Here is a 16732-nt window from a genome sequence, read left to right as displayed (position 1 = left end):
CGGGGAGACGTGCGGGCGACGCTCGCTGACAACGTCATCCGAGGCTGACCCCATGTATTAATGTGACGACCGTGAGTAACGGAGACTCCGTCGCCGCGGCCTTGTTCGCACGCGTCCTGCGCCGTATCGGCCGGCGCGGCGCGTCGCTGGCGTTCGTGGGCCTGCTGTGCCTGGCCATCGCCGCGTCGCTCGCGTTCAGGCAGGGCGGCGAGCGGGCCGCCGCCGGTCAGGCGATGCTCACCACGATCGCCCCGATACCGGTGTGGGCGCTGGCCTGGTGCCTGACGGGCGTGCTGTGCCTGGTGCAGATGTTCCTGCGCTCCGACAGGGTCGCGTTCGCGGTGGCCACCGCGCTGCTCCTGCTGTACGGCCTGGTACACCTGATCTCCACGTTCACCGGCGACAATCCGCGCGGCTGGGTGGCCGGGGCGGTGTGGCTGGCATTCGGCGGCTGGATCGCGCTGATCGCCACCTGGCCGGAGGCGGCCGCGGTGCACCGGCTGACGTCGGGGTGCCGGGGCGGGCCGGCCATCGTGGTGGCGGACGGGGGCGGCGTCATCCAGTCGTGGAACCCGCAGGCGGCGGCGCTGTTCGGGTGGAGCACGGAGGAGGCGGTGGGCCGGCCGCTGACGATCCTGATCCCGCCCCGGCTGCGCGAGCGGCACCTGGCGGGGCTGACCAGGGTGCGGTCGTCGGGCGAATCGGCGCTGTCCGGGCGGATCATCCGGCTGATGGGGCTGCGCCGCGACGGCAGCGAGATCCCCATCGCGTTGACGGTGAACACCTGGCGGGGCGACGACGGCGTCGGCTACACCGGTGTGATCAGGCTCGTGGGAGGAGCCGGCGATGTCGAGTCTGACTGAGGTCCTCATTCAGGTCGCGGTCGGGGTCGTCCCGCTGGGCGTGGCGTACCTCGCCTTCCGATCGGCCACGGACGCCAACAGGAAGACCCACGAGGCGGCACTGCTGCAGGTGGAGCGGCAAGCGGAGCTGGAGCGTTCCAAGGTGGACGCCGAGGCGTACACCAGGGCGAAGACCATCTACGAGGACGCGCTGAGCCAGCTGGAGCGGCAGCTCGCCCGCATGCAGGGCCAGGCGGAGCAGGTGAGCGCCGACCTGACTACTGAGCAGGACATGTCCACGGCGATGCGCGACCAGATCCGCAGGTTGCAGGCGCAGATCCGGGCGCTCGAACGTACGGTGATCGCGTTGCGCGCCCAGTTGCTCGCGGCGGGCCTGGCTCCCGCGCCCGCCTCGGAGACGACCGGCCCCTACCAGCTCCAGCACCGGCTGGCCGACTGATCCGGTGGACATAGGGCGTCCCCTTCTGTCACCATTTCTTTCATGATCATGCGAAAGGAGGGCGCCTCCGCCCTCGCCCGGTGAGCGACATCCTGCAGCGGGAAGCTGCTTCGCTCCGTGACCGATGGCTGGGCCGCGCGCTCTCGACGCGGCCCGCGGACCGCAGGGCCGCGGAAGCCGCCGTCTCCGATCTCTACCGGTTCATCGGTCTGTCCCCACCCCGTTTCCACTGGGTGACCTCGCCTGCCGCCGCGTTCGCGACCGTGCCCGCCGGGCTGCCGCCCGGGCAGAGCGTCGAGCGGGTGGACGCGTGGCCGCTGCCGGCCAGGTTCGCGGCGCTGCGCCACCGCGTGTACGGGGCGGTGCACGCCCGCGTACGCCCGGCGCGACGCCCGGTCGACGTGCTGCTGCGCCGCGAGGTGCACCAGCCACTGCTCAACACGGCCGGCCGCTGCCTGCTGCCGCCCGTCGAGCTCGCGCACAACGAGGCGTCGCGGCACCAGACCTGGTACCGCACGATGTGCGTCTCCTGGATCGCCCACTGCGACGCGCTGCGCCGGATCGCCGGCGTGGAGCTGCCCGCCGAGCTGGCCCGCCAGGTGGATCTGTGGACGGCCGTGGCCACGACGTGCCACTGGTGGTGGCCGTCCGAGCACGTGTGCGTGATGTCGGAACGCCCCGCCGAGCTGCACACGGAGACGTGGACGGCGACCGGCGAGCAGCGCCCGCACCACGCGGACGGCCCATCGGCACGGTACGCCGACGGCTGGGCCACCTACGCCTGGCACGGCACCAGGATCCCGTCCTGGGTGATCCACGACCCCACCCCCGAGCGCATCTCCGCCGAGCCCAACGTCGAGGTCAGGCGCTGCGCGATCGAACGCCTCGGCTGGCCCGCCTACATCGCGCGGGCCGAGCTGCGGCTGGTCGCCGCCGCCCCCGACCCCGGCAACGCGGGCGCGGAGCTGCGCCTCTACGACATGCGCCGGGACACGCGGGTGCTGCTCGCGGTCAACGGCTCGGTCGAGCGCGACGGCCGCCGCAGGCAGTACGGCCTCACCGTGCCCGGCCATTTCGACGATCCGCTCGCCGCCGCCGGCTGGACGTACGGGCTGTCCGGCGAGCAGTACGCCCAACTCCTACGCAGAACCTGAGGTGATGCTCATGACAGTGACGCTGGCCACGCTGGCCCGGCAGACCGGCCTGACCGTGCTCGACCACCTGGAGCAGTCGATCCAGATCCCCGTGCTCGACGGCCCGCAGGCCCAGGGCGACCTCATCGTGGTGCCGCTGCGGCTGGTGGCGGCGTCGGTGCAGATCCGCGACGACCCCCGCTGGCAGGCCGTGCCGCCTGAGGGCGTCGAGCTGCTGCGCGGCGCGGCGGGCGGCAACCCGCACACGCTGGTCGCCGAGCCGGGCACCTGCCGCTGGACGGTGAACATCTCGGACGCCGACGGCCTGGCGATCGGGGTGTTCTCGGCCTCGGCCCCGGTCTATCTGCTGCATCCGGAGCACGGCGGCTCGGGCTGCGCACCGGGCACGTACGTGGTGCGCCGCCAGCGCGAGCACGAGGGCCGACGCGCCCGCCTGGTGGCCGACTAGCGGCATCGCACCCGGGCGGCAGGCCGCGGTTCGACCCTGACGCCCGGGTCAACGTTCAGCTTCACGTCCACTCACCGACGAGAGGACGTTCATGAGCAGCTTGGCAGGCAAGGGCGTGGTCATCACCGGAGGCGGCACGGGGATCGGCCAGGCCGCGGCGCACCTGTTCGCCGCCGCGTGGACGGCGGCCTTTCCGTGGCGGCGGGGCAGCAGGCATAAGGCGGTGACGAAGGTCCGCAACATCCGGCTCCTGCTGTCCAACGGCTTCACCGCCCAGGACGTCCGCGGCTTCCCGCCCTGCCTGGAGGGCGGCGACGTGGCCCCGCCTACCGGCCTTAGGAGGCGTGGACCTCGGCGAGCAGCTCGGCCGAGCGCAGCCACGCCTTCCTGTCGACCGCGGAGAAGGCCACGATCAGCTCGTCGGCCTGAGCGTGCTCGGCGAATCGGTCGACATAAGCCTTGACCTCGGCGGGGTCGCCGACGGCCGAGTATTTGGCCATCTGCACGAGCTGCTGCCCCGCCGGGGACTCGAGGATCATGTCGGCCTCGTCGTCCGTGAACGTGCGCCCGCGCCCGAGGAACCGGGTGACCCGCAGCCGCTTGGAGGCCAGGAACTGCTCCTCGGCCTCCTCGGTGGTGTCGGCGGCGATCACGTTGAGCGCGGCCATCACGTGGGGCCGGTCGAGCTGGGCCGACGGCTTGAAGTCGCGCCGGTAGAGCGCGACGGCCTCTTCCAGCGCGGCGGGCGCGAAGTGGGAGGCGAACGCGTACGGCAGGCCGAGCGCGGCGGCGAGCTGCGCGCCGAACAGCGAGGACCCGAGGATGTAGAGCGGCACGTTGGTGCCCCTGCCGGGGGTGGCGTGCACGCCGGGAATGCGGGTCTCGCCGGTGAGGTAGCCCTGCAGCTCCAGCACGTCCTGCGGGAACGAGTCGGCCGACGAGGGTGTGCGGCGCAGGGCGCGCATGGTCTGCTGGTCGCTGCCGGGCGCGCGGCCGAGACCGAGGTCGATGCGGCCGGGGTGGAGCGTCTCCAGGGTGCCGAACTGCTCGGCGATGGTCAGCGGCGAGTGGTTGGGCAGCATGATGCCGCCCGCGCCGAGGCGGATCGTCCGCGTGTGAGCGGCGATGTGGGCGATCAGCACGCTCGTGGCGGAGGAGGCGATGCTGTCCATGTTGTGGTGCTCGGCGTACCAGATGCGCTGGTAGCCCAGCTCTTCGGCCCGCTGGGCGAGGGTCACGCTGGCGGCGAAGCTGTCGGCGGCCGTCTCGCCCTCGCCGATGTGCGCCAGATCGAGGATGGACAGCGGCAGAGCCATGAGTGAGCGCCTTTCGCAGAGCGGGGTGACCTGGTGGTGGTCAACAGCGGCGCCTGCGCGGTTATTTCATGGGGCCGAGCCCCCGCAGGCGTCGGGCGAGGGCTCGGCCGGGTGCGCGTGAGCGCTAGGAGGTGGTGCAGGTGAGCCCTGACGGGCCGCCGGACCCGCCGCTCGCGATGAATCCGAACGTGGTCGTCGCGCCGGGGGCGATGTTGCCGTTCCAGTTCAGGTTGGTGACGGTGACCGAGCCGCCGCCGACGGACAGGTTTCCGTTCCACAGCTGGGAGATCGTCTGTCCGGACGGCAGCGTCCAGCCGACCCGCCAGCCGCTGGTGGCCGCGCCGCCGGTGTTGGTGACGGTGACCTCGCCCTGCATGCCGCCCGACCACTGGCTGATCGCCTTGAACGTCGCCGAGCACCCCTCGGGCCCGGTCGTCGGCGTGACGGTGGGCGAGACGGTGACGGTGGGCGAGACCGTGGGCTCGGGCGCGGCCATGGCCAGGTCGTACGCCCGCTGCGGCACGAACTGCCCGGCCTGCGCGATGCACCCGTCGGCCTCGCCGGGCGGCTTGACCCACAGGTAGGCGTCGATCGCGGAGTCGCCGGTCTCCGTGGTGCTCCAGATGCCGGTGGCGCGGCCGCCCGGGTCGCACCACTCGCTGCCGGACGGGCCGTTGCCGTTGCGGCTGGTGTCGATGACCGCCTTCAGCCTGGAGACGCCGGTCGCCGCGATGATGCTCTTCGCGTACGACACCAGCCCAGGCGTCGAGCGGTAGTTGGAGGTGTTGACCGCGATGCCGTCGGCGCTGTTGGCGACGTCGGCGCCGTTGAGCCGGGACGCGGCCTCCGAGGCGGACAGCCAGGCGTCGTGGCCGATGTCGAAGTACACCTTGACCTGCGACGACGTGCCCTTGAGCCGCTTGCCGGCGTAGGCCATGGACGCCTTGACCTCGGCCTGCTCCGAGCCGTTCATGCAGTTGGTCATGATGGCCAGGGCGTCGGGCTCCAGCACGATCGTGGCCGGCCGGCCGCCGAGCCCGGCGGCGATCTGGTCGATCCAGGCGCGGTAGGAGGCGTGGTCGGGAGCGCCGCCCGCGCTGGGGCCTCCGCAGTCGCGGTTGGGCATGGCGTACACGGCCATGATCGGGATCTTGCCGGCCGCTGCGGCGGCGCCGACGTACGCGTCCACCTGGCCGCGTACGGTGCTCGGGTTGTAAGTGGCGAACCAGCGGCCCTGCGGCACGGCCGCGATCCGGTCCCTGATCACCGCGGCCCGGCTGTCACCTGGGTTGGCCGCCACCCACTTGGCGGCGTTGGTCTGGGGATCCACGTAGAAAGCGGAGTCGGCGGCCTGGGCGGTGGACGACGAGGCGGCGACGACGACCGCCCCCGCCGCGGCCATGGCGGCCGCTGTGAGGAGCACCGCCAACACGGGCCTTCTGCGAGACATGAACGATCTCCGTCCGTCATGTGGGAGCGCTCCCACGGGCTTCCGTGGATCGTAGAAAGCGCCCCCGTACATGACAAAGACATCGGATCGCTCTCGAACCCTGCGCCGCAGGTCGGAACGGGTGCGGGCGGTGAAAGTTTCAGCCGGCCAGGCACGCCTTGAAGACGGCGGTGAGCCGGTCGACGTCCTGCGGCGTGGGCTGCTGGGGGCCGAGGCGGCGGCGCGTCGCGCCGATGCCGAGCAGGACCGCGGTGGCCATGCGGGCCCGCGCGCGGGCGTCGGGCCCCTCAAGCCGGGCGACCAGCGGCTCCAGCACCGCCGTGATCAGCCGCTCCCTGGCCACGGCGTGCACCTCGGGGTGCATGGCCGAGCGTTCGAGCGTGCGCAGGATGGGGCTGTCCGGCGGCTGGTGCATGCGCTCGGCGGCGTACTCGGCCAGCCGCCTGGGCAGGTCCTCGGCGTCGCCCTCGTACAGGGCGCTGAACCTCGGCTCGCCCTGCAGCACGGCGCCGAACAGGCCGGCCTTGGATCCGAAGTAGCGGCCGACCAGCGCGATGTTGGCGTCGGCCGCCGCCGCGATCATGCGTACGGTCACCTGCTCGTAGCCCTGCTCGCCGAAGAGCGCGCGGGCCGCCTGGAGGATCCGCTCCCGGGTGGCCTCGCGGTCGCGCGGCCTGGCCTCAGTCACCTGGGGACTCATGAACGCACTCTACTCGGCGGTCACCCACTTACCGCGCGGCTAGTAAACGGGCGTATACTCATCGAGGGCAAAAATGAACGAAGGGGATGTGGTGTTGTCTTGGTAGCGCACGCACCGGCCGCGTCCCCCGCGAAGCGGCACTACACCCACCGCGAGATCCTCGAGGTTCTGTCCGGGCTCATGCTCGCCATGCTGACCTCGATGATCTCGACTTCCGTGGTGGGCACCGCGCTGCCGACGATCGTGGGGGAACTAGGCGGTCAGGACCAGTACTCATGGGTCGCCAGCGCGACCATGCTGACGATGACGGTCTCGACGCCGTTGTGGGGCAAGCTGTCCGACGTCTTCGGGCGCAAGCTGCTCTTCCAGAGTGCTCTGGTGCTGTTCGTGGCGGCCTCGGCGGTGGCCGGCATGTCGCAGGACATGGGGCAGCTCATCGCCGCGCGTGCCATCCAGGGCCTGGGTGTCGGTGGTCTGTCGGCTCTGTCGCAGGTGATCCTGGGGGACATCGTCTCGCCGCGCGAGCGTGGCCGCTACTCCGGCTACATGGGCGCCGTCTTCGGCATCTCGACGGTCGCGGGGCCGTTGCTGGGCGGGTTCATCGTGGACACCGAGTGGCTGGGCTGGCGCTGGTGCTTCTACGTGGTCGTGCCGTTCGCCCTGGTGTCGTTCTTCGTCATCCAGAAGGTGCTCAAGCTGCCGCGGATCAAGCGGAAGACCTCGATCGACATCTGGGGCGCCACGACGATCACGGCCAGCGCGAGCGCGCTGATGCTGCTGCTGACCCTGGGCGGCAACGAGTTCGAGTGGAACTCGCCCTGGACGTACGTGCTCGCCGCCACCGCGCTGCTCATGCTGGCGCTGGCCGTGCTCTCGGAGCGGACCGCGCGCAACCCGATCCTGCCGCCGCGGCTGTTCCGCAACAGGACGTTCGTGCTCACCAGCCTCGCCTCGCTGTTCGTCGGCATGGCGATGTTCGGCGCGATGATCTACCTGCCGCAGTACCTGCAGATCGTCAAGGGGCTCAGCCCGACCAACTCGGGCCTGATGACGCTGCCGATGGTCATAGCGCTGTTCCTGTCCGGCGTCATCTCAGGGAAGATCGTCACCCAGACCGGGCGGTGGAAGATCTTCCCCGTGGCGGGCCTGCTCATCGTGGCCATCGGGCTGTTCCTGCTGTCCAGGCTGCACGTCGACTCCAGCCTATGGCTGATCGGCTTCGACGTCGCGGTGCTGGGAACCGGCCTCGGCCTGTCCATGCAGATGCTCATCCTGGCCGCGCAGAACGGCTCCGAGCTGCGCGACATGGCCTCGACCACGTCAGGCGTGTCGTTCTTCCGCTCCCTGGGCGGCGCCGTCGGCGTGGCCGCGTTCGGCGCGATCCTGACCGGCCGGCTCAAGGACGAGATGGCCGCGATGCTGGCGGCGGCCGGCATCAAGCTGCCCGGCGGCGGTGACGTCAAGCTCGGCAGCCCCGACGCCATCCAGCACCTTCCGGGGCCGGTCAAGAACATCGTGCTGGAGTCGTTCACGCGGGGCCTGGAGACGGTGTTCATCGTGGGCGTGCCGATCGCGCTGCTCGGCTTCATCGCCACGATCTTCCTCAAGGAGCTGCCGCTGCGCGGCTCGGCCGCGCCCGCGGCACCCACGCCCCAACCGCTCAGCAAGGACGACCTCGTCCTGGCGGGCCTGCTGCTGGAGCTCATCGCCCAGCGCATCGAGCGGGCCGACGGTGAGCGCTCGGCACTGCTCACCGCGGTCGCCAAGATGGCGCCGCCCGACGGCCGCTCGGAACGCGAACGGGCCAGGTCGGTCGCGCAGAGCGTGCTGCGGCCCACCTCGCGCGCACTGATCGCGCAGGCCACGCCACCGCAGAAGGACCTCGTCTCAGGAGGAATCACACAATGATTCGGAAGTTCGTGGGTGCCGTCGCCGCGGCCCTGGCCGTCATGGCCGGGCTGTGGCTGATGATCGCGCCCTTCGCCCTCGGCACGCAGCCGGAGGACGCCGACTGGACGAACGTCACCCGGTCGGAGTTCTTCACCGGCCTCGGCGTGGCCGTCGTGGGCGTCGTGGGCGCGATCGCCTTCGTGGCGGCCATTCACGAGGAGCTCGTGGTACGCGGCCTGGTCGTGCCGAAGCCGCGCCGCGAGCCGGAGCCCGAGCCTGAGCCCGTGCCGGTCGCTCCCGCCGGGCCGCAGGCCACCTCCGCCGAGCTGGCGAGCCTGCTGGCCCCGCTCGTGGAGGCGCTGCGTGAGGACCTCAACACCCGTACGGGCGGTGGCGAGCACCGCCAGAACGGCAAGGCATCCCTGGTCGGAGTGGAGGACCACCGATGAAGGCCAAACTGGGCGTGGGCGCCCTGGTGCTGCTGTTCCTCGGCGGCCTGTGGCTGATCGCGGCCCCGTTCGCGGTCGGCTACCAGCCCCGCGGCGCCGAATACGCCGACGCGACCGTCAACGACCTCTGGCTGGGCGGCGCCCTCACCGGGATCTCGTTCGTGGCCCTGGTGATCTACGCGGCCGACGCGCTGCGCGAGCTGGCGCACCGCGGCAGGCACGCCGACGTCTGACGCGAGCGATGCCGTGTTCGGCAGTGGCACGGACCCGCGGTGGGAGCCGCTGGCAGGCAGGCTCCCCGAAGGGCGGTTCGAGATCGGCAAGGACGGCGCCGGCCTGCTCGTCGTGGGCTTCGACGGGTCGGGCCCGAGCCGCAACGCGCTCGCGTACGCGGCCGGGCTCGCCCGCAGGGACGACGCGGCCCTGCTGGTCGCCTTCGTCGAGTCGCTCAACACCTCGACGCTGTGGTTCTTCGCCGGGTCGCCCATCATCCCCGACGCGGCGGCCGACCTGACCGAGGACCTCAGGGAGGAGCTGCGCGGGGCCGGGGTGCCGTGGCGGTTCGTCAGCCTGCGCGGTGACGCGGCCCGCGAGCTGGAGGCGCTGGCCAGCACGTACATGGCGGACGCCATCGTGGTGGGCCGCTCCCGCTCCTCGTGGCGGCGGTCGGTGGCGGCCAGCCTGGCGAAACGGGCTCGCCGTACCGTGCTGGTAGTGCCCTGACCTGGCCCGACGTCGCATATGGTGGCGAGATGAAGCGTGCTGCCGCCATCGCGTTCGTGGTGCTCGCGTCCGCCGCGTGTGCGGCCGCGGAGGAACCCGCGGCCTCCGCCGACCCGCCACGAGAGTCCGCCGCCCAATCTGCCACTGCCGCACCGACGTCGGAGCGTGCCAAACCCGCGCCCAGCCCGACGGGGCCGCCCCCGTTCACCTCGAAGGTCTCGCGCGTCTCCCGCGACCGCCTGCCCTACTCCTGGCGCCCCGGGTGCCCCGTCCACTACCGCGACCTGCGGCTGGTGACGCTGTCGTACTGGGGGTTCGACGGCAAGCCGCACACCGGTGAGCTGGTCGTGCGCGAGACGGTGACCGACGACATCGAGACGGTCTTCAAGAAGCTGTACGACCGCCGCTGGCCGATCCGGCAGATGAAGCTGGTCGACGCGTACAAGGCCGACGACTACGACTCGATCGACGCCGACAACACCTCGGCCTTCAACTGCCGCCGGGCCACGGGGTCGAGCAACTGGTCGAACCACGCGTACGGCGAGGCCATCGACGTCAACCCGCTGGAGAACCCGTACGTCACCGCGAGCGGCGGCACCGCCCACCGCAACGCGAAAAAGTTCACTAAGCGCCCGATGAAGGGTAAAGGTGTGATTAATCCCGGCGACCGGGTCGTCAAGACCTTCGCCCAGGTCGGCTGGGAGTGGGGTGGCTACTGGTCAGGCGCCAAGGACTACCAGCACTTCTCCAAGGGCGGAGGCTGAGAGGATTCCCTCATGACGGCGAAGGACGGCGACGGCTGGACCGAATGCGCCCAAGGGCACCGGCACTGGGGCGTCCACGGCGCGTCCGGGCTCCTGGTCGTGCACCACGACGATCGCGGCATCCCGTACGTGCTCATGCAGAAGCGCTCGCTGCGCTGCCACCACGGCGGCACCTGGGGGCTGCCCGGCGGCGCCCGCGACAGCCATGAGGACGCCGTCACCAGCGCGCTGCGCGAGGCCCACGAGGAGGCCGCGCTGGCGGCGGAGGCGCTCCGCGTCCAGGGCGTCTACCGCGACGACCACGGCGGATGGGCGTTCGAGACCGTCATCGCCGAGTCGCCCGAGCTGATCCCCGCCGCGCCGGCCAACTCGGAGAGCGACGAGATGCGCTGGCTGGCCCTGCCCGAGGTGCCCCAGCGCGCGCTGCACCCCGGCTTCGCCGCCACCTGGGACGAGATCAGCGGCGCGCTCCAGCCCGAGACCCTCGTGCTCGACGTCGCCAACATCGTCGGCGCGCGGGCCGAGCGGGGCTGGTGGAACGACCGCCTCGGCGCCGCCACCCGGCTGCTGGAGGCCGTCTCGGGACTGCGGCTGAGCCACCCGGTGCTGGCGCAGTGGTATCCGCGCATGGTGGCCGTCGTCGAGGGCGCCGCACGCAGCGCGCCCGAGGTGCCCGGCATCCAGGTGGTCGCGGCCATGGGCAGCGGCGACGACGCGATCGTGGACGTCGTACGCCGAGCCAGGCCCTGGGAACGCCTGCTCGTCGTCACGGCGGATCGTGGCCTGCGCGAACGCGTGGAGAAGCTGGGCGCCGAGACCGTCGGCCCCAAATGGCTGCTGTCACGACTATCCGCGTAGGTCCACCCGGTCGAAGGCGGCCCTGAGCCCCGTCACGTCGAGCACCCGGTGCAAGACCCCGTGGACGCCCACGATGCCCAGCGACCCGGCCTGCGCGGCGACCCTGCGCCGGTGCTCCACCAGCACCCACAACCCGCTGGAGTCGCAGAACTCGAGCCGCCCGGCGTCGATCACCACCTGAACCCTGCCCTCGGTGAACAACGCGACGAGGGTGTCCTTGAGCAGTGGCGCGGTGAGCTTGTCGAGGTCACCGCTCAGCCGTACGAGCGCGCCGCGAGCGCCGCGCTGCACCTCGACGTCGAGATCCGCCACCACCTGAACGTACACCCCTGCCACGACAGCCGCTATCGTGGTTTCCGCACAGGAGGGTTCGCATAGTGGACGAGTGCAGCCGCCTTGAAAGCGGCCAGGTCAGCGATGGCCTCGTGGGTTCGAATCCCACACCCTCCGCTCAGTCGCGGATCCCCGCGAAACCGTCGCCCACGCTGGCGGCGAGCTGGAGATAGGCGTCCCTGGTCGGCTCCTGCAGCCGGTCCAGGTCGATCTCCGCGCCCTCCTCCAGATGCGGGTCGTACGGCACCCTGATCACCGCGCGGCACCTGGCGGCGAAGTGGGCCTCCAGCTTCTTGATGTCCACCGCCGACTTCGACCTGGGCCGCACGCTGCACAGCACCACGGTCGCGTTCCTCACCAGGTCGCCGTAATGGTGGGCCTCCAGCCAGTCGAGCGTCGCCGAGGCCGCCCTGGCGCCGTCCACCGACGGGGAGCTGACCAGCACGATCTGGTCGGCGAGACCCAGCACGCCGCCCATCGCCGAATGCAGCAGGCCGGTGCCGCAGTCGGTGATGCAGATCGAGTAGAAGTTCTCCAGCACCTGCGAGACGGCCTGGTAGTCGGCGCCGCTGAACGCCTCGGAGACCGACGGGTCGCGGTCGGAGGCCAGCACCTCCAGCCGCGACGGGGCCTGCGAGGTGAACGCCCTGATGTCGACGTACCGCTTGACCTGGTCACGCTCGTTCAGCAGGTCGCGTACGGTGGCCGAGGTCTCCAGCTCCAGCTTGTCCGACAGCGTGCCGCGGTCGGGGTTGGCGTCGACGGCGATCACGCGGTCGCCGCGCACCTGCGCCAGCGTCGCGCCGAGGCCGACCGTGGTCGTGGTCTTGCCCACGCCGCCCTTGAGGCTGAGCACCGCGACGCGGTGGTGTCCCGCGGTGACCGGGGTGCGGGCGCGGGTCACCAGCTCGCGGCGGCGGCGCACCTCCGGGGGCTCGCCCGGCTTGATCCAGCCGCCCGACGCCTTGTAGACGATGCGCCGCCAGCCCTTGGAGGGGGCGTTACGCCGTCCGCGTAGCAGGGACTCCGGGTCGAGGCTCTCGGCCGTGGGCTTGCCGGTCGCCGGTGGCCTGGGCGGTGCCGTGAACACGGGCACGGGGGCCGGGCGGCGCGGCGGGCGTACCTGGGGGATGTCCCGCTCGGCCGGACGCCACTCGGGCTGCTCGGCCCACTGGGGACGTTCCTCCGGCTGCTCGGCCCATCGGGGGCGGTCCTCCGGCTGGTCGCGTACCCACTGGGGGCGCTCCTCCGGCTGCTCCCTGCCCCACTGGGGAGCGTCCTCCTGGTCCCAGCGAGGAGCCTCGTCCTTCTGGTCGCGACCCCAACCCGAGGACTCGTCCTTCTGGTCGCGGCCCCAGCCAGGCGTCTTGTCCTTCTGATCCCAGCTCGGGGTCTCGTCCTTCGCGGCCGGGTCCTGAGCCCAGGCCGCCGGGGTCTCGTCCGCCTGGGCCGCCTTGCCCCAGCTCGGCGCCTTCTCCGGCGGGTCGACCCAGCTGGTGGGCTGGTCCGGCGGCTCGGTGGCGGCGGGCTGCTCGTCCGCGCGGAGGTCCCAGTGCGGGAGACCCTCCGACTGCTCGCGGCTCCACTGCGAGCCCTCCTTGGCCCACTGCGGGATGTCGGTCTCGGGCGCGCTGCGGCGCTTGTCCTCGGCTTCGGGGGCCGGCGTCTCCGCGGCGTCCCACTGCGGGCGCTCGGTGCGCGGCAGGGTTTCGGACACGTCGGACGACCAATTCGGACGGTCGTCACGCGCGGCCGGCTGCTCCTCCGGCTCCTCGGCCTCCTGTGCCGACTTCTTCTGTGCCGGCTCCTCCGCGTCGTCGGCCTGAGCCGGGGGCTCGGTGCGCGGCTGGGTGTCGGTCGGCCCGGAGTCCTTGGTCTCCTTGACCGGCTCTCGGGCGCTCTCGTCCTCCGCGGCGGGCCTGTCCTGCAGCGGATCCACCCGGACCGTGTCATCGGGCCCGGGCCAGTCGGACGCGGGCGGCCAGGTGCTCTCCTCGGTCTTGCCGGCCGGCTCTGCCGGGGTGAACGGCAGCGCGTACGTGTCGGTGTCGTCCGGCCGCGGCAGCGGCTTGAGCGGCGCGAGGAACGGATCGTCCACGCTCGGCGCGGCGCTCGCCCGCGGCTCGTCGGCCGTGAACCTGGCCGGCCACTCGCCCGAGTCGCTCGCCGGGCGCTCCTCGGTCGTCGCCGGGCCGCCGTACGCGGAGTCGACCGCCGCCCTGAACAGCGGCTGCGGAGGCGTCTCGTGCTGCTGCGGCACGAGCGACCAGGGGTCTTGGGGGTACGGCGACGCGACCGGCTCGTCGACCGGAGCGGCCGGCGCGCTCACGGAGACGGGAGCCTCTTCCGTCTCTTTGATCGCGTCAAGCCAGGCGAGCTGTTCCTCGAGAGATTCTTCTCGATCGTGTCTTGCCACCGTGTTCCCCCTCGGGTGGGTCTAAAGGGGCAGCAAATACATTGCAGGGTAACGCCACCCGCTCGGTCGCAGCCCGGCAACCCACAACTTCTTTGCCCGGCTACCGTGGTTCGCATGCGAGCCATTGAGATCGTCGAGCCGGGCGGACCAGAGGTGCTGGAGTGGCGCGAGGCGCCGGATCCCACCGTCGGGCGCGGAGACGTGCTGATCGATGTGACGGCGTCGGCGGTCAACCGCGCCGACGTGCTGCAGCGACAGGGATTCTACGACCCGCCGCCGGGGTCGTCGCCGTACCCGGGGCTCGAGGTCTCGGGCGTGGTGGCCGAGGTCGGGGCGGACGTCGAGCAGTTCAAGCCGGGTGACGAGGTGTGCGCGCTGCTCACCGGCGGCGGTTACGCCGAGCGCGTAGCCGCTCCCTGGCAGCAGGTCATGCCGGTGCCCTCCCAGGTGTCGCTGCGCGAGGCCGCCGGGCTGCCCGAGGTGGCCTGCACGGTCTGGTCCAACGTGTTCATGGTCGGGCGGCTGCGCAGGGGCGAGACGCTGCTCCTCCACGGCGGGGCCAGCGGCATCGGCACGTTCGCGATCCAGCTCGCCAAGGCGCTCGGCAGCCACGTCGTCACCACCGTCGGCTCGGCCGAGAAGGCCGACCGGGCCAGGGAGCTGGGCGCCGACGAGGTGATCAACTACCGCGAGGAGGACTTCGCCGACAAGGTGCGGGCCGACGTCATCCTCGACATCATGGGCGCGAAATACCTGGACAAGAACGTCCGTTCCCTCAAGACGGGCGGCCGGCTGGTGGTCATCGGCATGCAGGGCGGCACCAAGGCCGAGCTCAACCTGGGCATGCTGCTGGCCAAGCGCGCCTCGGTGCACGCCACGACGCTGCGCTCGCGGCCCGTCGACGAGAAGGGCGCCATCGTGCGCAGCGTGGTCGACAACGTGTGGCCCCTGGTCGGAGCGGGTGCCGTACGCCCGGTCGTGTACGCCGAGGTGCCCATGGCCGACGCCGCCGAAGCTCACCGAATGTTGGATTCGGGGGAGCACGTCGGCAAGATCCTGCTAGTACGGTGAGTGTTATGAATGCTGAGGACAACAACACCCCCCACGTCGTGGTGGTGGGCCCCGATTTCCAAGGTCAGGGCGATAGTGGCGAGGACGACCGCTCGGTCACCAACCTGGTCGAGCAGCCCGCCAAGGTGATGCGTATCGGCAGCATGATCCGTCAGCTCCTCGAGGAGGTGCGCGCGGCTCCCCTCGACGAGGCCAGCCGCAAGCGGCTGAAGGAGATCCACGAGTCCTCCATCAAGGAGCTCGAGGACGGTCTCGCGCCCGAGCTGGTCGATGAGCTGGAGCGGCTCTCGCTTCCGTTCACCGACGACAACGGCACTCCGCCGAGTGACGCCGAGCTGCGCATCGCGCACGCCCAGCTGGTCGGCTGGCTCGAAGGCTTGTTCCACGGCATCCAGACCACGCTGTTCGCGCAGCAGATGGCCGCCCGCGCCCAGTTGGAGCAGATGCGCAGGGCGCTGCCCGGGGTACCGCAGGGTGACGAGGCGCAGCGGCCGCACGGCGGTTCGGGCCCCTACCTGTAGGCCCTTCTCAGGGCCCGCAGGGCTCCGCCGTCAGGCGTAGAGCTTCTCGATCACCTGCGCGACACCGTCGTCGTCGTTGGTCGCGGTCACGTGATCGACCGCCGCCAGCACGCGAGGGTGCGCGTTGGCGACCGCGTACGACGTGCCTGCCCAGCTCAGCATGGGCAGGTCGTTCGGCATGTCGCCGAAGGCCACGGTCTGCGATGGCTTGATCTCCAGCTGCTCCGCGAGCGCCGCCAGGGCGGTGGCCTTCGTCACGCCCTGGGCGCTCATCTCGATCAGCCCTCTGCTGCTGGAGTGGGTGGTGGTCACGAGATGGCCGACCAGTTCGTCCACGGCCGCGTGGAGCTCGTCGGCGTTCATGCGGGGATGCAGGGCGAGCAACTTGGCGCATGGACGGGAAGTGACCGATTCCACACGCGCTGCTCCGAGTGCCCGGTCCAACCCGCCGAGCCGGAAATCTGACTCATGCGCAAAACCGGCTTCATACTCGACCGAAAATACGAGTTCGGGCACGTTCGCTCTTAGCTGAGCGACGACTTCCTCGAGCACCTCGATGCCGATGAGGTGAGATTCCACTATCCGTTCGGTATGGAGATCGTAGATCAGCGCACCGTTCGCGCAGATGGCCAGGCCACGGTGACGTACCGCACTGGCCACCCCGCCCATCCACCGGGGCGGACGCCCGGTCACGAAGGCCAGGACCGCCCCCGATTCCTCGACTTTGCCGAAGGCGGCGACCGTGCGGGGAGACACGGTTCCGTCCGTACGCAACGCGGTGCCGTCGAGGTCGGTGGCCACTAGACGCGGTGCGGGAAGGCTGCGCATAACAGGTTCCAGTTTGCCCGGTGATGCCGCCTGACAGAAATCTTCGTTGGGAGGGGAACACCAACGCTCCAGAATGGTGTTAGATGTGATGGCGTTGTATTAGCTGATCCCGTAGTGAAAACCAGCATGACTTTGTCTGAGCCACCCCGGGTGCTTGCTGTACGACACACCGGGACCCACGAGGTGTGGGTCCCATAGATTCACATCCTGAGGGAGAGCTTTTATGGCTCAGGGAACCGTCAAGTGGTTCAACGCCGAGAAGGGCTTCGGCTTCATCGCCCCGGACGGCGGTGCGCCGGACGTGTTCGTGCACTTCTCCGAGATCGTCGGCAACGGCTACCGCAGCCTTGAAGACGGCCAGCGGGTCGAGTTCGAGATCACGCAGGGCCAGAAGGGGCCGCAGGCCTCTCAGGTCCGAGCCATCTGACCTGTAGCAGCGAGACAGACCGGAGTTCGCTTCCAGCGGGCTCCGGTCTTTTGCTTGCGTCGGGCCTGATGTCAGGTTGGTC

19 protein-coding genes and 1 tRNA gene are annotated in these 16732 nt (G+C 70.9%); 14 read left to right on the top strand and 6 right to left on the bottom strand.

The window, feature by feature from the left end; all coding sequences use genetic code 11:
* Positions 1 to 71: 71 nt before the first annotated feature.
* The 4 genes from AB0K12_RS26090 to AB0K12_RS26075 all read left to right on the top strand — a co-directional run bounded on the left by AB0K12_RS26090 (position 72) and on the right by AB0K12_RS26075 (position 2904).
* A complete protein-coding gene (locus AB0K12_RS26090) occupies positions 72 to 863 on the top strand; it encodes a PAS domain S-box protein (protein WP_364566307.1) in 792 nt (263 codons plus the stop codon).
* Positions 847 to 1302, top strand: a complete 456-nt coding sequence (locus tag AB0K12_RS26085) for a hypothetical protein (RefSeq protein ID WP_364566304.1) — start codon at positions 847 to 849, stop codon at positions 1300 to 1302. Before AB0K12_RS26090 ends, AB0K12_RS26085 begins: the two co-directional genes overlap by 17 nt.
* Before the next feature lie 80 nt (positions 1303 to 1382).
* Positions 1383 to 2456 (top strand): DUF6745 domain-containing protein, encoded by a 1074-nt coding sequence (locus AB0K12_RS26080; RefSeq protein WP_364566301.1) that lies wholly within the window; start codon positions 1383 to 1385, stop codon positions 2454 to 2456.
* Positions 2457 to 2466: 10 nt separating this feature from the next.
* Positions 2467 to 2904 carry a hypothetical protein gene (locus AB0K12_RS26075; protein ID WP_364566298.1) on the top strand — a complete coding sequence of 146 codons (438 nt, stop codon included), beginning with the start codon at positions 2467 to 2469 and terminating at the stop codon, positions 2902 to 2904.
* Positions 2905 to 3239: 335 nt separating this feature from the next.
* On the opposite strand, the gene AB0K12_RS26070 is transcribed toward AB0K12_RS26075, so the two are convergent.
* From AB0K12_RS26070 to AB0K12_RS26060, 3 genes are all read right to left on the bottom strand, one after another.
* Positions 3240 to 4220: an LLM class flavin-dependent oxidoreductase gene (locus AB0K12_RS26070; RefSeq protein WP_364566295.1), complete on the bottom strand. Its 981-nt coding sequence runs from the start codon at positions 4218 to 4220 to the stop codon at positions 3240 to 3242.
* Between the two features lie 124 nt (positions 4221 to 4344).
* Positions 4345 to 5670, bottom strand: coding sequence for a glycoside hydrolase family 6 protein (locus AB0K12_RS26065; RefSeq protein WP_364566292.1), 1326 nt, complete (start codon positions 5668 to 5670; stop codon positions 4345 to 4347).
* Between the two features lie 139 nt (positions 5671 to 5809).
* On the bottom strand, positions 5810 to 6370 hold the full coding sequence (locus tag AB0K12_RS26060; protein ID WP_364566289.1) for a TetR family transcriptional regulator: 561 nt from the start codon (positions 6368 to 6370) through the stop codon (positions 5810 to 5812).
* 99 nt (positions 6371 to 6469) lie between these two features.
* Here AB0K12_RS26060 and AB0K12_RS26055 point away from each other — a divergent pair, with 99 nt between their 5' ends.
* The 6 genes from AB0K12_RS26055 to AB0K12_RS26030 are packed head-to-tail and all read left to right on the top strand — an operon-like array spanning position 6470 to position 11054.
* Entirely contained in the window at positions 6470 to 8278 is a 1809-nt protein-coding gene (locus AB0K12_RS26055; RefSeq protein WP_364566286.1) for an MDR family MFS transporter, read from the top strand.
* Complete coding sequence (locus AB0K12_RS26050; protein WP_364566282.1) at positions 8275 to 8709, top strand: hypothetical protein; 435 nt, start codon at positions 8275 to 8277, stop codon at positions 8707 to 8709. Before AB0K12_RS26055 ends, AB0K12_RS26050 begins: the two co-directional genes overlap by 4 nt.
* Complete coding sequence (locus tag AB0K12_RS26045; protein WP_364566279.1) at positions 8706 to 8942, top strand: hypothetical protein; 237 nt, start codon at positions 8706 to 8708, stop codon at positions 8940 to 8942. Before AB0K12_RS26050 ends, AB0K12_RS26045 begins: the two co-directional genes overlap by 4 nt.
* A gap of 13 nt (positions 8943 to 8955) precedes the next feature.
* Positions 8956 to 9432, top strand: a complete 477-nt coding sequence (locus tag AB0K12_RS26040) for a universal stress protein (RefSeq protein ID WP_364566276.1) — start codon at positions 8956 to 8958, stop codon at positions 9430 to 9432.
* A 29-nt stretch (positions 9433 to 9461) separates the two neighbouring features.
* Complete coding sequence (locus tag AB0K12_RS26035) at positions 9462 to 10196, top strand: M15 family metallopeptidase (RefSeq protein WP_364566273.1); 735 nt, start codon at positions 9462 to 9464, stop codon at positions 10194 to 10196.
* Positions 10197 to 10208: 12 nt separating this feature from the next.
* The gene (locus AB0K12_RS26030) at positions 10209 to 11054 is read left to right on the top strand and encodes an NUDIX hydrolase (RefSeq protein WP_364566270.1); all 846 of its coding nucleotides are present in this window, start codon (positions 10209 to 10211) and stop codon (positions 11052 to 11054) included.
* Here AB0K12_RS26030 and AB0K12_RS26025 read toward each other — a convergent pair.
* Entirely contained in the window at positions 11043 to 11366 is a 324-nt protein-coding gene (locus tag AB0K12_RS26025; protein WP_364566267.1) for an STAS domain-containing protein, read from the bottom strand. The genes AB0K12_RS26030 and AB0K12_RS26025 overlap by 12 nt on opposite strands.
* Positions 11367 to 11417: 51 nt before the next feature.
* Here AB0K12_RS26025 and AB0K12_RS26020 point away from each other — a divergent pair.
* Positions 11418 to 11504 (top strand) — tRNA-Ser (locus AB0K12_RS26020).
* 1 nt (position 11505) lies between these two features.
* Here the strand turns inward: AB0K12_RS26020 and AB0K12_RS26015 are convergent.
* On the bottom strand, positions 11506 to 13716 hold the full coding sequence (locus AB0K12_RS26015; RefSeq protein WP_364566264.1) for an AAA family ATPase: 2211 nt from the start codon (positions 13714 to 13716) through the stop codon (positions 11506 to 11508).
* Between the two features lie 201 nt (positions 13717 to 13917).
* On the opposite strand from AB0K12_RS26015, the gene AB0K12_RS26010 reads away from it, so the two are divergent.
* Both AB0K12_RS26010 and AB0K12_RS26005 read left to right on the top strand, forming a co-directional pair.
* Positions 13918 to 14874 (top strand): NAD(P)H-quinone oxidoreductase, encoded by a 957-nt coding sequence (locus AB0K12_RS26010; protein WP_364566260.1) that lies wholly within the window; start codon positions 13918 to 13920, stop codon positions 14872 to 14874.
* A 5-nt stretch (positions 14875 to 14879) separates the two neighbouring features.
* Positions 14880 to 15395: a bacterial proteasome activator family protein gene (locus tag AB0K12_RS26005; protein ID WP_364566257.1), complete on the top strand. Its 516-nt coding sequence runs from the start codon at positions 14880 to 14882 to the stop codon at positions 15393 to 15395.
* 30 nt (positions 15396 to 15425) lie between these two features.
* Here AB0K12_RS26005 and AB0K12_RS26000 read toward each other — a convergent pair whose 3' ends face one another.
* The gene (locus AB0K12_RS26000) at positions 15426 to 16223 is read right to left on the bottom strand and encodes a Cof-type HAD-IIB family hydrolase (RefSeq protein ID WP_364566254.1); all 798 of its coding nucleotides are present in this window, start codon (positions 16221 to 16223) and stop codon (positions 15426 to 15428) included.
* Positions 16224 to 16446: 223 nt separating this feature from the next.
* On the opposite strand from AB0K12_RS26000, the gene AB0K12_RS25995 reads away from it, so the two are divergent.
* Positions 16447 to 16650, top strand: a complete 204-nt coding sequence (locus tag AB0K12_RS25995; RefSeq protein ID WP_043619750.1) for a cold-shock protein — start codon at positions 16447 to 16449, stop codon at positions 16648 to 16650.
* Positions 16651 to 16732: the final 82 nt, after the last annotated feature.

Source organism: Nonomuraea sp. NPDC049419 (assembly GCF_040676995.1).
Classification (GTDB): domain Bacteria; phylum Actinomycetota; class Actinomycetes; order Streptosporangiales; family Streptosporangiaceae; genus Nonomuraea; species Nonomuraea salmonea.
This window is presented reverse-complemented; position numbering and strand designations above follow the sequence as displayed.